The sequence below is a fragment of the Micromonospora sp. NBC_01405 genome, from assembly GCF_045040155.1.
Lineage (GTDB): Bacteria > Actinomycetota > Actinomycetes > Mycobacteriales > Micromonosporaceae > Micromonospora.
In genome coordinates, this window is the sequence record NZ_CP109532.1 from 4,491,123 (window position 1) to 4,504,345 (window position 13,223).

The following is a 13,223-nucleotide window of genomic DNA, read 5'->3' on the forward strand; positions in this document are numbered from 1 at the left end:
CTCCAGCAGTAGCCGCCGCACCCCGCCCCACCCCCGGGCGCAGCCGTGCCGGCGTTCGACGAAAACGGGATTGGTACATGGCCGACCAGAATGTGCCACCGAGCCGGCCGCGGGACGACCGCGGCTGGGACGGACGACAGCACCCCACCCCGGACGGTTACCGCGACCACGGCACGTCCGCCCCCCACGGCCCGACCGGCCAGCAGCCGAACCATCCGTACCCCGGCGCCCACCCCGCCCCGGCCGGCCCGTACCCGGGACATCCGCCCGCCGCCCCCGGGCCGGCGCGGCGCGGCCCCCAGTGGGTCGGCCCCGACGGCCTCGGTCGGCCGGCGCAGGCCGCGACCCCCGGCTACGGACTGCCCAACCTCGACGATGACGACGACCCGGGCCGCAGGGTGGGCCGGCGGCGCGCCCTCGCCGCCATCGGGGGGACGGCCGCGGTGGTGGCCGGCGGTGCCGCCCTGGCCATGACCCCGCAGGTACGCGGGCTCTTCGGCGACGACGCCCCGGTCGGCGACGCCACCGGCACCACGGTCACCGACGGCACCCCCGCCCGCCCCAGCGGCCAGCGGCCGAGCACGGTGCGCACCTACACCGAGCAGAACGAGAGCTACATGGGCTCCCGGGCCGGCGAGGCGCTGAAGAAGAACAGCCCCTCCGGCGGGCGTACCTTCTCCGGCCCGGCCGCCGCCGCCGAGGCCACCGAGGTCACGGTCAAGACCGTGCTCGCCAAGGACCCGATCCGGCACCTGGCCAGCCGGGCGACCTTCGGCGCCACCCCGAAGCTGACGGCCGACATCAAGCGGCTCGGCATCGACGCCTGGGTCCGCCAGCAACTGGAGCCGGAGAAGCTCGCGCCCACCCCGGCGGAGCTGAAGCTGGCCGACCTGCCGACGCTCAAGCTGAGCCCCCAGCAGCTACGCGACCGGCGTGACGCCCTCAACGAGCGGGGCGCGCAGCCCGAGCGCGAGGTGGTCGACGCCACCATCGCCCGGCAGATCTGGTCGGAGCGCCAGCTCTTCGAGGTGATGGTCGACTTCTGGAACGACTTCCTGCACGTCGCCGCCAACTTCGACGGCGGCGAGGTGTACCGGATTTCGTTCGACGCCGACGTGGTGCGCAAGCACGCGTTGGGCAGCTACCCGGAGATGCTGGTCGCCGCGAACAAGCACCCGGCGCTGCTGCTCTACCTCAGCCAGAACGACTCCCGTGCCGACGCGGTCAACGAGAACCTGGCCCGGGAGAACCTGGAGCTGTACTCGGTGGGCGTCGACGGCGGCTACAGCGAGAAGGACGTCCGGCAGGCCGCCCTGCTCCAGACCGGCCGCGGCGTCAACGACGGCAGGTACGTCTTCCGCCCGGAGCGGCACTACCTGGGCAAGGTGAAGGTCCTCGGCTTCTCCCACCCGAACAACTCCGACGACCCGAAGAAGGCCGACGCGGCCATCGACGCGTACATCGCGTACATCGCGTTGCACCCGTCGACCGCGAGGTATGTGGCCCAGAGCCTGGCCACCCGGTTCGTCTCGGACACCCCGCCGAAGTCCCTGGTGGAGCGCCTGGCCAAGACGTACTCGGCGAGCAAGGGCATGATCAGGCCGATGCTGATGACGCTCTTCAGCTCCTCGGAGTTCTGGGCGTCGGTGGGCCAGAAGGTGCGCCGGCCGATGGAGTACCTGGTCGCCACGTACCGCACCCTCGGCGTCTCCCCGCAGGCGGCGCCCGGGTTCAAGCAGGGCGACAACAAGCGCACCGCGTTCGCCCAGGGGCTGCGGCAGATCCACGACAAGATGCGCGAGCTGGGCCAGTACCCGATGGGCCAACCCACCCCGGACGGCTACCCGGACGTCTACGTCGCCTGGACCTCGGCCGGCGCGATGGTCAACGGCTGGAACGAGGCAGGTGAGCTGATCGGCGGCTGGCGCACCCAGTTCACGTACACCAGGCCGGAGAAGCTGGTCGCCCGGCCGCCGGCCACCGCCGGGGCGTACGTGGACGCGCTGGCCCAGCGCCTGGTGCACCAGAAGCTCAGCGCCCGGGAGCGGGAGCTGATCCTCGACGTCGCCGGGGTCTCGGCGAGCGCCAGGGTCGACGCCACGTTCAACGGGGCCGTCGCAGCCGTCGCGCGGGCGATCCTCGCGTCCCCCCAGCACCACCTCCGGTGAGGCATCCGATGGAGAAGACTGTGCACTCGTTCCCCCTGCACCCCGAATGCCCCGACCTGCGGCGGCTGGCCGACAACCCGGCCGAGGCGCTGCTGCGGGCGGAGGCCGACATCGTCGCCGCCGAGAACGCCGCCGAGACCGACCGCTACCGGCGACTTGAGGAGCTGGAGGAGGCCCAGCAGGACGGTCGGGGGGTCACCCGGCGCACCTTCGTGGCCGGGGCCGCCGCCACCGCCACCGCGCTGGCCACCGCCCAGTTCGTCACCACCTCCGCCTCGTTCGCCGCCACGAAGACCGGCACGCTGATCCACGTCTTCCTCTACGGCGGGCTGGACGGGCTGAGCCTGGTCGCCCCGGCCGGCGACCCGGTGCTGGCCAAGGCCCGCCCCGACCTGCTGCTCGGCGACGACTCCCTGGCCCTGGGCCGAGGGTTCAAGCTGACCAGCGCGTTCAAGCCGCTGGAGCGGTGGCTCAAGGCCGGCCAGCTCGGCTTCATTCCGGCGGTCTCCGACGAGCGGCTGTCCCGCAGCCACTTCCAGGCCGCGGACGCCTGCAACCTGGGGGGCCTGCCCAGCGAGACCGGCGGCCGGGGCTGGCTGGACAGCCTGGTCGACAACCTCGGCAAGGGCACCGCGTTCCGCAGCGTCGGCATCGGCAGCACCCTGCCCCGGTCGCTGGTCGGCACCAACGGCGCGCTGTCCATGAACAGCGTCGGCTCGCTGCGGCTCAACGGCGACGCCCGGTACCGGGCCGCCACCGAGAAGGCGATCAAGGGCCTGTTCACCGGGATCAACCACCCGGTCGAGGAGGCGGTGCAGGACGGCCTCGGCGCGCTGGCCACCGCGCAGAAGCTGGCCGCGAAGCCGTACCAGGCGGTCGAGGGCGTCAGGTACGAGGGCGTCGGGAACGCGTTTCAGCAGCTCGCCCAGCTCATCAAGGGCGGGGCGAACGTCCGGGTCGCCACCGTCGGGATGGGAGGCTACGACACCCACGAGAACCAGGGCACCCGCTCCGGCGGCCAACTGCACCGGCGGCTGAACGAGCTGGCCGGCGCCATGGCCGCGTTCTTCACCGACCTGGGCGACAAGGCCGCCGACGTGACGATCATGGTGTCCAGCGAGTTCGGCCGCCGGGTCTCCTCCAACGGTGGCGGCACCGACCACGGCCACGGCGGGGTGGTCACCGTCCTGTCCGGCCGCAAGCTCACCGGTTCCCTGCTCGGCACCTGGAACGGCCTGGACAAGCTGGACTCCGGCGACGTGCCCGAGTACAACAACATGTTCAACGTGTACGGATCCGTCGCCCAGGGCCGGTTCGGGCTCACCACCGCGCAGGTGGACAAGATCTTCCCCCGGCAGAAGTTCACCCCGATGAAGCTGTACGCGTGACCCGTCAGCACACCCACGCCGCCGGCCGCCGCACCGGGATCCCGTCCCGGCGCGGCGGCCGGTCGGCTGCGCCCGTACCCCAGGCGGCGGTGCCCCGGCGTGGGCCGGGCGGCCGGCGGGCGCTGACCACCCTGTTCTGGGTGGGCCTGGTCGCGGCCGTGCTGCCGTGGTGGCTGGACACTCCGGCCGGCTCGCTGGACAGCACCGGCGCCGTGCTGACCGCCGCCGGGCGGATCGCCGGCCTGGTCGCCGGCTACCTGCTGCTGGTGCAGGTGCTGATGATGAGCCGCCTCGGCCTGCTGGGACGCCTCGCCGGGGAGCGGATCTCCCGCTGGCACCGCGACGTCGGCGCCACCCTGGTGGTCACCGTGCTGGCCCACCTGTCGCTGATCGTGGTCGGCTACGCCGCCGGCCGGCGGTCGGTGCTCGGCCAGGCCGGCGAGCTGCTGCGCGAGTACGAGGACATGGTCGCCGCGGTCGCCGCCGCCGGCATCCTGGTACTGCTCGGCCTCACCGGGATCCGGGCGGTCCGCACCGCCCTGCCCTACGAGCTCTGGCACCACCTGCACCTGGCCAGCTACCTGGTCCTGCTGCTCGGCTTCAGCCACCAGTTCAGCAACGGCGCCCAGCTCTTCCCGGCCGGCCCGGTACGCGCCGGCTGGATCACCGCGTACGGGCTGGTCGCCGCCGCCCTGCTCTGGGGCCGGGTGGTGGCCCCGCTGCGGTTCAACCTGCGGCACCGGCTGCGGGTGGCCGACGTGGTCGCGGAGAGCCCGGACACCGTCTCGGTCTACCTCACCGGTGACCGGCTCGACCGCATCGACCTGCTCGGCGGGCAGTTCTTCCGCTGGCGGTTCCTCACCAGGGGCTGCTGGTGGCAGTCGCACCCGTTCTCCGTCTCCGCCGCCGCGAACGGCCGCTGGCTACGGCTGACCGTCAAGGTGGTCGGCCGGCACACCGCCGACCTGCGCGACCTCGACCAGGGCACCCGGGTCTGGGCGGAGGGCCCCTCGGGCACGTTCACCGCCGCCCACCGCACCCGGGAGCGCGCCCTGCTGATCGCCGGCGGCAGCGGGATCACCCCGCTGCGGGCGATGCTGGAGGAGCTGCCGCCCGGCGCGGCCCTGATCTACCGGGCCCGCACCCCCGACGACGTGCTGCTGAACCGGGAGCTGGACTGGCTGGCCCAGGAGCGGGGCACCGACGTCTGGTACGTCATCGGCTCCCGCGACGACCAGGGCCCCCGGCAGGTGATGAGCGCCGAGGGCCTGCGCCGGCTGGTGCCCGACGTGGCCCGTCGGGACGTCTACCTGTGCGGCCCGCCCGGCCTGATGGAACAGTCCGTCCGGGCGCTGCGCCGGGCCGGCGTGCCGCGCCGGCAGATCCACCTCGCCACCTTCGAGCTGTAAGGAAGGCCCCATGCGTCGTGTGCTGCTCGCGATCACCGGCCTCGCGGCCGGCACCACCGCGCTGGTGGTGCTCAAGGGCGCCCCGGAGGCCAGCCCGGTCGCCCAGGAGTTGTCCGCCCTCCGGCCGTCGGTGGTGCCGTCCGGGCCGGCCCCGGGGCGGTCGGCCGCGCCCACGCCGACCTCCGCCGCGTCGGCCCGCGCCACCGTCACCCCGAAGTCCCACGCCACCCGCACCCCGGGCTTTCGGACCGGCACCTCGGCCCGGCCCACCTCGGCGCCGCGCACCACCACCACCGCGCCGCCGAAGTCCACCACCCGCAAGGTGACCGGGTCGGTGGTCTCCAACGAGTACGGCAACGTGCAGGTGCAGATCACCCTGTCCGGGACCCGGATCGTCGACGTGGTGGCGCTGGAACTGCCCCAGGAGACCGCGCAGTCCGACCGGCGCAGCGAGGAGGTCGACGGCCGGTACAGCGGCACCGCCGGGCAGGTCGTGCGGAAGCAGGGCACCGACCTGGACACCGTTTCCGGGGCGACCGCCACCAGCACCTCGTACCGGAAGTCGTTGCAGGCCGCCCTCGACCGGGCCCGCTGACGTGATCGTGCCGGTGACCCGCCCCGGCCTGCGCCGGGTCGAGCAGGTCATGGGTACGGCGATCAGCCTCGACCTCGCCGACGACCTGCCCACGGCGCGGCTGCGCGAGCTGACCGGGGACGTCTTCGCCTGGCTCCGCGAGGTGGACGCCCGGTTCAGCACGTACCGGGCCGACAGCGAGGTGTGCCGGTTCGACCGGGGCGAGGTGCCGCTGTCCGAGGCGTCCGGGGACCTGCGCACGGTCCTGGAGCGCTGCGCCGACCTGTGGGGTGCCACGGACGGCTTCTTCGACGCGTACGCCACCGGGCGGCTGGACCCGTCCGGCTACGTGAAGGGCTGGGCGGCGCAGGTCGCCTCGGACCGGTTGGTCGCTGCCGGGGCGCCGAACCACTGCCTGAACGCCGGCGGGGACGTCCGCGTCCGGGGGCACTCGGCGAGCGGCCGGCCGTGGCGGGTAGGCGTCCGGCACCCGTGGGACGAGTCGTCGGCCTGCCTGGTGCTCACCGGCACCGACCTGGCCGTGGCCACCTCCGGGGTGTACGAGCGCGGACACCACGTGCTCGACCCGCGTAGGGGCGTCCCGGCCGTAGGCCTGCGCTCGGTCACCGTGGTCGGCCCGGACCTCGGGGTCGCCGACGCGTACGCCACGGCGGCGGTGGCGATGGGGGCGGCCGGCATCGGCTGGCTCGACCGACTCCCGGGCCACCTGCACGCGGTGATCACGGACGACGCCCGCTGCCTGCACTCCCCCCGCCTCCCCCTCCTCCCCGACTGACGGACCTGCGCCCCGCCGCTCGCCGTGTCATGCACTCGCGGCCCCGGGGGCGGGCATTTCGTCCCGGTGTGACCGGGCCCGAACTGCAAGATCGCGGAGGGCGGGGCGGTCAGCGGCGGGGTGGGGTGGTCAGCGGTGGGTGGGGGTGGGGTGGTCAGCCGGCGGGGCGGCGGGTGCCGGCCGGATGGGCGCCTCCGGGGCGGGGGCGGCCGGGGCGAGAGCCGGCCGGGCGGGTCGGCGGCCAGCGGTGCCCGCGTCGGTGGTGCGGTGGCGGTTCCGCGCCGTCTGGCCGGCGTGCCGCGTCATCCCTGCTGGACATCACACCCCCGCTCGGGGCGCTGTCGCCCCCTCGCCCGGGTCAACGACGTCCCGGGGCGCGGGGACGCTGCCCGGGACGCGTCGGCTCCCCGACAGGTGGGCCCGCCCGCGTCGGGCCGACGGCGGCCGGATCCACCAGCGGCGTCGGCGCGGCAGGGGTGTGGCGGGACCGGTCGCAACTGGCCACGGCGCGTGGCTACCTGACGGTGTCCGCCGCGGCGTGGGTGCGGCGGGGCGGGTTCACCAGCCGCGTCGTGGCAGTGGCAGGTGGCCGGGGAGCAGCTCGGGGGTGAGCGTCACGCCGGTGGCCCGCAGCGCGTCGACCAGCACGTTCTGCACCAGGTAGGAGTCCGGGAGCTGCCAGCGCGCCTGTTCCGGGGCGACCGCCCAGCGGACCGTGCCCTCCGGCAGCCGGGTCGGCGGCGCCGGGATCCACGAGCCGACGCCGTGCCGGACCACGTGGAAGCAGTGCTCCAGCTCCGGGCGCAGCGGGTCGCCGGGACGGACCAGGAACATCCAACGCCCGGTCGGCGTCACCACCACCGGGCCGCGGACCCCGAAGCCGGCCGGGTGGTTCCCGACCACGTCGAGTACCCCCCGCCCGAGGTGGGCCGGCACCTCCAGGACGTCGAAGGCCCGCCCGGTGGGCAGCAGCACGCCGTACGGGCGGCTGCGCCACCAGGTCGCCACCCGCGCCGCGTCGGTGCTGGCCGCCCGCTCCCAGTCCTCCAGGGCGGGATGACAGCCGACGGTGGGACAGCCGGCTCGACCGCACACGAAGCGGCTGCGGGCCAGGCATGCGCCGGGGGTCACCTCCCAGCCGTGGACGGCGTAGCGGACGGCGACCCGGCGCAGCCGGACCCGTTCCAGCGGCGACAGCTGTGCGACCCGCGGCCCGACGTTCCCCCACATGCCTACGAACTCCTCTCGCCCGGACCGGTAGGTGCCAGGTCGCTTGTCGAGCGCCGTCACTGCCGTAACCCGCGTTCGTTGACTTGACGGAACGGCTGATGCAACTTGCACGAAAGCTAAGAGTGCTGACCACACGGCCGACGTACAGGCTGTGCGACCAGCGAAAACTTGAGAACGAACGGACCGTTGATCCGTCCGTACGGTCGCCGCCGAGGCCAACCGGCCCGGCCAGGGGAGGAATGGACATGGACGAGTTACCCATAGGTCGGCGGGTGGCGTACTGGCGCGGCCGGCGCAAGATGTCCCAGCAGGTCTTCGCCGACCGGCTCGGCAAGTCCAAGAGCTGGGTGGACAAGGTCGAGCGCGGGGTGCGCCGGCTGGACAAGTTCTCCGTCCTCTACGAGATCGCCTACATTCTCGAAGTCGACGTGCAGTTGCTGCTCGGCAAGGACCCGGAGCGGCGCACCGACGTGCTCAACTGCATCGACCCGGTCGAGGTCCAGGAGATCCGGGCGGCCCTGGAGCGGTACGACTCGATGAGCGCCTACTTCGACGCCGCCCCGTTCCCGCCGCCGCTGGTGGACATGCGCAAGGCGGTCAACCACGCCTGGCTGACCTACCAGTACGGCCGCTACGGGATGCTCATCCGGGCGCTGCCGAAGCTGCTGCGCGACGCCCAGGCCGCGGACGCCGGCCACGACGGCGACCAGGCCCGCGACGCCGCCCACCTGCTCGGCCAGGTGTACCAGATCGCCTCCTCGGTGCTGCGCAAGCTCGGCGAGTGCGACCTGGCCTGGCTGGCCGCCGACCGGGCGATGGCGGTCGCCCAGCGGGCCGACGACCAACTCCTCGCCGGGATCGCCACCACCCGGGTCTGCAACGCGATGGTCGCCATGGGGCGGGCCCGTTCCGCGCTGGAGCTCAACGTCAACATCGCCAACCGGCTGGCCCCCGGCGGCGGCAACGACGCCACCCCGGACCGGCTCTCCGTCTACGGGATCCTGCTGCTCCAAGGCGCGATGGCCGCTGCCCGGCTCGGCGACTCGGCGACCGTGGACGACCTGATCAACGGCGCCCAGGAGGCGGCCGTCCTGCTCGGCGGCGACCAGAACCACTACTGGACCTCCTTCGGCCCGACGAACGTCGAGCTGCACCGGGCCGCCGCCGCGGTGGAGCTGGGCGACGGGGGGCGGGCGGTGGAGGTGCACCAACAGCGCATCCCCGAGTCGTCCTTCAACGGCCTGCTCCCCGAGCGCCGGGCCCACCATCTGCTCGACATCGCCCGGGGCATGGCCCAGATCGGCGACGTGGCCACCGCCGGAGAGATGCTGCTGCGCGGTGACCGGCTCGCGCCCTCGGAGATCCGCTGCCGCCCCATCGCCCACGAGGTGATGTCGGACGTCCTACGTCGCACACGGGGTGCGCTGCCTCCGCCGATTGCGGAGTTGGCTGAGCACATGGGAGTGGGAGTATGAGCGCGGCGGGGGTCGGTATGAACGGTCCGCACCGCGGCAGCGAGCGCCATGGGGTGCTCTACGTCATCGCCTGCGGGTCGCCGCTGGCCGGTCACGTCGGCCGCCTGGTCGAGCTGGCCCAGCAGGACGGCCGGGAGGTCTGCGTGGTCACCACGCCGGACGGCGCGAAGTTCGTCGACCGGCCGGCGTTGGCCCGGCAGACCGGCCATCCGGTCCGCAGTAGGTACAAGGACCCGGGTGACCTGGACGTGCTGCCGCCGGCCGACGCGATGATCGTCTGCCCGGCCACGGTCAACACGGTCAACAAGTGGGCGGCCGGGATCACCGACACCCTCGCCCTCGGCCTGCTGGTCGAGGCGCAGGGCAAGGGGGTGCCGATCGTGGCGGTGCCGTTCACCAACGCCGCGATGGCCGGGCATCCGGCCTTCCGGGCCAGCCTGACCCGGCTCGCCGAGTGGGGGGTGGACGTGGTCTTCGGTGAGCACGTCGTGCCGCTGCATCCACCCGGCGCCGGCGAGCGTCACCTGCACACGTTCCCGTGGGGCGCCGGCCTGGCGGCGCTCCGCGATCGGCGCTGCCCGGTCACCCCAGCCGCCTGATCGAGGAGCAGGGCCCCCTTGTCGACGGATTCCGTTGCACCCGGGGGCCCTGTCCACAGCCGCGGCCCTGACCTACGGCGCGCGCCGGTAGAGTGGCCCGCCGTGAGCACAACCCCGACACCGCCGACGGTGGCCGACGTGGTGGCGACGCTGCACCGGCACTACCCGCCGGCCTGGGCCGAGGACTGGGACCGGGTCGGGCTGGTGCTCGGCGAGCCGACCGCCGAGGTCCGCCGGGTGGCCTGCGTCGTCGACGTCGTCCCCGAGACCGTCGCCGAGGCCCTCGCCGCCGGGGTGGACATGATCGTCGCCCACCACCCGCTGCTGCTGCGCGGGGTCTCCTCGGTCGCCCCGACGACGTACAAGGGGCGGATCGTCCACCAACTCATCAAAGCCGATGTGGCGCTCCTCGTCGCGCACACCAACGCCGACGTGGCCGATCCCGGCGTCTCCGACGCGCTGGCGGCCCGCTTCGGGCTGACCGGGTTGCGCCCGCTGCAACCCCCGGCCCCGGGCACCCCGGCCGCCGGCGCGGGCCGGGGGATCGGCCGGATCGGCGAGCTGCCCCGGCCGATGACCCTCGCCGAGCTGACCCGGTACGCCGCCGCCGTGCTGCCCGCCACCGCCTGGGGCGTCCGCGCCGCCGGCGACCCGGCGCGGACGGTGCGTACCCTTGCGGTCAGCGGTGGCTCGGGGGACGCCTTCCTCGGCGCGGCCACCGCGGCCGGCGTCGACGCCTACCTCACCGCCGACCTGCGCCACCACCCCGCCGGCGAGCACCTCGCCGCCGGTGGCCCGGCTCTGCTCGACGCCGCCCACTGGGCGACCGAACGACCCTGGCTGGACGACCTGGCCGCCCTGCTTCGGGCGGAGCTGGGCGTCGAGACCATGGTGTCCGACCTGGACACCGACCCGTGGACGGTGCACGCCGCCGCGCCCGGCGGCGGCTCGGCACCCGCCGACCCCGTCACCATCGACCCCGCGCCCGGCGGCGCCGCCCCGGTGTCCGCCGCCGACCCCGACCCCGCCCCGCCGCGGACGACAAGGAGCCCAGACCGTGAAGGCTGACCCCAAGGTCCAGCGCCGCCTGCTCGACCTCCAGGCGATCGACACCTCCCTCGCCCAGCTCGCCCACCGCCGCCGTTCCCTGCCCGAGCGGGCGGAGCTGGAGGGCCTCGCGCGGGAGCTGTCCGCGCTGGAGGACGAGCGGGTCCGCGCCCAGGTTGCCGTCGACGACCTGGACCGGGACATCGCCCGGCTGGAGAAGGACGTCGAGCAGGTCCGGGCCCGCAAGAACAAGGACGAGGTGCGGCTCGCCGCCGGCACCGGGCCGGCCCGGGAACTGGAGGCGCTCCAGCACGAACTGGTCTCGCTGAACCGCCGGCAGAGCGACCTGGAGGACGCCGAGCTGGAGCTGATGGAGCAGCGGGAGACCGCGCAGGGTGTGCTCGACGGCATCGAGCGGCGGGCGGCCGAGGCGCGGGAGCGGCGGGCCGCGACCGAGCAGCGTCGTGACGAGGCCCTCGCCGAGATCGCCAAGGAGGAGGAGTTCAAGCGGACCGCCCGCCAGCCCCTCGCCGGCGACCTGCCGGGCGAACTGGTCACCCTCTACGACAAGATCCGCGAGGACAGCGGCCTCGGCGCGGCGCTGCTGACCGGCGCCCGCTGCGGCGGCTGCCGGCTGGACCTCTCCGGCGCCGACATTGCCCGCATCCGCAAGGCCGCCCCGGACGAGGTGGTCCGCTGCGAGGAGTGCCGCCGGATCATGGTCCGCACCAACGAGTCCGGGCTGTAGGCGCGATGGCGGTACGCGCGGTTGTCATCGAGGCCGACGGCGGGTCCCGGGGCAACCCCGGCCCGGCCGGCTACGGCGCGGTGGTCCGGGACCCGGCCAGCGGCGAGGTGCTGGCCGAGCGGTCCGAGGCGATCGGCACCGCCACCAACAACGTCGCCGAGTACCGTGGGCTGATCGCCGGCCTGGAGGCCGCCGCCGAGCTGGGCGCGGCCGAGGTCGAGGCCCGGTTGGACTCCAAGCTGGTGGTCGAGCAGATGTGCGGGCGCTGGCAGATCAAGCACCCGGGGCTGCGTCCGCTCGCCGCGCAGGCGGCGGCCCTGGTCGGCCGGTTCGCCGCGGTGCGCTTCCAGTGGATCCCGCGGGAACGCAACCGGCACGCCGACGCCCTCGCCAACGCGGCGATGGACGCCGCCGCCGGCAAGCCGGCCCGCACCGCTGCGCCGGCTGCGATCGTCGAGCCGGCCCGCACCGCCGCGCCGGCTGCGATCGTCGAGCCGCCGCGCGAGGTGGCCGCCCCGGACTCGCCCGCCAGGGCCCGTGCCCGCGAGGCAGCCGCCCGCGCCGCCACCCGGGGGGCCGGCTCCGACCCGGCCACCATCCCCGCCTCCTGGGAACCGCAGCCCAGCGACACCGCCACCCGGCTGATCCTGGTCCGGCACGGCGAGACCGAGTTCACCGAGCAGCACCGCTACTCCGGCCGGGGCGACGTGCCGCTGTCCGCGCGGGGCCGGGCCCAGGTGCGGGCCACAGCCGCCCGGGTGGCCGCCCTCGCGCCGTCCGTCGCGGCCGTGGTCAGCTCGCCCCTGTCCCGGTGTACGGCGACCGCCGAGGCGATCGCCGGGGCGCTCGGCGACGTCCCGGTACGCACGGCCGGCGACCTGATCGAGTGCGACTTCGGCGCCTGGGAGGGGCGCACCTTCGCCGAGGTGCGCGCCGGCTGGCCGGGGGAGCTGGACGCCTGGCTCGCCTCCACCCGCGTCGCCCCACCGGACGGCGAGTCGTTCACCGAGGTCGCCGCCCGGACGACCCGGGTCACGGACGCGCTGATCGAGGCGTACCCCGGGGAGATCGTGGTGGTGGTCTCGCACGTCTCGCCGATCAAGCTGGTGCTGCGCGACGCCCTCAGCGCCGACGACGCGTTCCTGCACCGGCTTTACCTCGACGCGGCCGGCATCTCCGTCCTGGACCGCTGGCCCGACGGCGGCCTGGCGGTCCGCTCGATCAACGACACCGCCCACCTCCCCACCCCCTGACCCCACCCCCGCCCCGCGCACTTTCACGGAAAGAGTGGCCATTCGCCGAGGAATGGCCACTCTTTCCGTGAAAGTGCGCGGGGTTTTGGTGGGTGGGTGGTGGGTGGGTGGGTGGCCGTTCGGCGCAGGTGGGGGGCCGGTTGGCGCATTGGTGGACGCCGATCGGGTGTGGCGGGGGTCACGTGGTCGTAGCGTGCGGCCGTCACTGGCGAGATACGACTTCCCGGAGGTGTGTCGGATGGCTGCACCCGAACCGGAGACGCCCGGCTCGGCGTCGTCCAGGGCGAAGGACCACAGCCCCTGGAACTGGCTGCTGTTCATCCCGATCGTGGTGCCGCTGATTCCGGTGTTCTTCAACGCCGATTCGCCGCGCGTGTTCGGGTTCCCGCGCTTCTACTGGCTGCAACTGGCCTACATCCTGCTCGGGGTGGCCACCACCACGCTGGTCTACCGGCTCACGAAGAAGCGGGGTGACCGGTGAGCGCGAGGAGTGAGCCGGGCCTGCGAGCCCCGCAGTCGCGAACGAAGGTGGTGCA

At 74.2% G+C, this 13,223-nt stretch carries 11 protein-coding genes and 1 pseudogene; 11 read left to right on the forward strand and 1 reads right to left on the reverse strand.

Annotated elements, in window-relative coordinates:
• Positions 1-77: 77 nt before the first annotated feature.
• The 5 genes from OG559_RS19650 to OG559_RS19670 are packed head-to-tail and all read left to right on the forward strand — an operon-like array spanning position 78 to position 6,335.
• Positions 78-2,168 carry a DUF1800 domain-containing protein gene (locus tag OG559_RS19650; RefSeq protein ID WP_405105749.1) on the forward strand — a complete coding sequence of 697 codons (2,091 nt, stop codon included), beginning with the start codon at positions 78-80 and terminating at the stop codon, positions 2,166-2,168.
• Positions 2,169-2,176: 8 nt separating this feature from the next.
• A complete protein-coding gene (locus OG559_RS19655) occupies positions 2,177-3,556 on the forward strand; it encodes a DUF1501 domain-containing protein (protein WP_405105751.1) in 1,380 nt (459 codons plus the stop codon).
• Positions 3,553-4,965, forward strand: a complete 1,413-nt coding sequence (locus OG559_RS19660) for a ferric reductase-like transmembrane domain-containing protein (RefSeq protein WP_405105753.1) — start codon at positions 3,553-3,555, stop codon at positions 4,963-4,965. Before OG559_RS19655 ends, OG559_RS19660 begins: the two co-directional genes overlap by 4 nt.
• 10 nt (positions 4,966-4,975) lie before the next feature.
• Entirely contained in the window at positions 4,976-5,560 is a 585-nt protein-coding gene (locus tag OG559_RS19665) for an FMN-binding protein (protein ID WP_405105755.1), read from the forward strand.
• Between the two features lie 49 nt (positions 5,561-5,609).
• Complete coding sequence (locus OG559_RS19670; RefSeq protein ID WP_405116804.1) at positions 5,610-6,335, forward strand: FAD:protein FMN transferase; 726 nt, start codon at positions 5,610-5,612, stop codon at positions 6,333-6,335.
• A gap of 558 nt (positions 6,336-6,893) precedes the next feature.
• On the opposite strand, the gene OG559_RS19675 is transcribed toward OG559_RS19670, so the two are convergent.
• Positions 6,894-7,565, reverse strand: coding sequence for a bifunctional DNA primase/polymerase (locus tag OG559_RS19675; protein WP_396671092.1), 672 nt, complete (start codon positions 7,563-7,565; stop codon positions 6,894-6,896).
• A gap of 245 nt (positions 7,566-7,810) precedes the next feature.
• On the opposite strand from OG559_RS19675, the gene OG559_RS19680 reads away from it, so the two are divergent.
• From OG559_RS19680 to OG559_RS19705, 6 genes and pseudogenes are all read left to right on the forward strand, one after another.
• On the forward strand, positions 7,811-9,040 hold the full coding sequence (locus OG559_RS19680; protein ID WP_405105758.1) for a helix-turn-helix domain-containing protein: 1,230 nt from the start codon (positions 7,811-7,813) through the stop codon (positions 9,038-9,040).
• A gap of 17 nt (positions 9,041-9,057) precedes the next feature.
• A complete protein-coding gene (locus tag OG559_RS19685; RefSeq protein WP_405116806.1) occupies positions 9,058-9,639 on the forward strand; it encodes a flavoprotein in 582 nt (193 codons plus the stop codon).
• Between the two features lie 102 nt (positions 9,640-9,741).
• A pseudogene (locus tag OG559_RS19690) lies at positions 9,742-10,602 on the forward strand (Nif3-like dinuclear metal center hexameric protein); the annotation flags it as partial.
• Positions 10,603-10,696: 94 nt separating this feature from the next.
• Positions 10,697-11,434, forward strand: a complete 738-nt coding sequence (locus OG559_RS19695; RefSeq protein ID WP_405105760.1) for a zinc ribbon domain-containing protein — start codon at positions 10,697-10,699, stop codon at positions 11,432-11,434.
• A gap of 5 nt (positions 11,435-11,439) precedes the next feature.
• Positions 11,440-12,687 (forward strand): bifunctional RNase H/acid phosphatase, encoded by a 1,248-nt coding sequence (locus OG559_RS19700; protein WP_405105762.1) that lies wholly within the window; start codon positions 11,440-11,442, stop codon positions 12,685-12,687.
• Positions 12,688-12,925: 238 nt separating this feature from the next.
• Positions 12,926-13,168 carry a DUF3311 domain-containing protein gene (locus OG559_RS19705; protein ID WP_405105764.1) on the forward strand — a complete coding sequence of 81 codons (243 nt, stop codon included), beginning with the start codon at positions 12,926-12,928 and terminating at the stop codon, positions 13,166-13,168.
• Positions 13,169-13,223 lie beyond the last annotated feature (55 nt).

Bases quoted from the DNA above. Each gene is read 5' to 3' on its own strand.
- OG559_RS19665 (WP_405105755.1), top strand. From the start codon at position 4,976: ATGCGTCGTGTGCTGCTCGCGATCACCGGCCTCGCGGCCGGCACCACC.
- OG559_RS19705 (WP_405105764.1), top strand. From the start codon at position 12,926: ATGGCTGCACCCGAACCGGAGACGCCCGGCTCGGCGTCGTCCAGGGCG.
- OG559_RS19700 (WP_405105762.1), top strand. From the start codon at position 11,440: ATGGCGGTACGCGCGGTTGTCATCGAGGCCGACGGCGGGTCCCGGGGC.
- OG559_RS19655 (WP_405105751.1), top strand. From the start codon at position 2,177: ATGGAGAAGACTGTGCACTCGTTCCCCCTGCACCCCGAATGCCCCGAC.
- OG559_RS19650 (WP_405105749.1), top strand. From the start codon at position 78: ATGGCCGACCAGAATGTGCCACCGAGCCGGCCGCGGGACGACCGCGGC.
- OG559_RS19670 (WP_405116804.1), top strand. From the start codon at position 5,610: ATGGGTACGGCGATCAGCCTCGACCTCGCCGACGACCTGCCCACGGCG.
- OG559_RS19685 (WP_405116806.1), top strand. From the start codon at position 9,058: ATGAACGGTCCGCACCGCGGCAGCGAGCGCCATGGGGTGCTCTACGTC.
- OG559_RS19675 (WP_396671092.1), bottom strand. From the start codon at position 7,565: ATGTGGGGGAACGTCGGGCCGCGGGTCGCACAGCTGTCGCCGCTGGAA.
- OG559_RS19680 (WP_405105758.1), top strand. From the start codon at position 7,811: ATGGACGAGTTACCCATAGGTCGGCGGGTGGCGTACTGGCGCGGCCGG.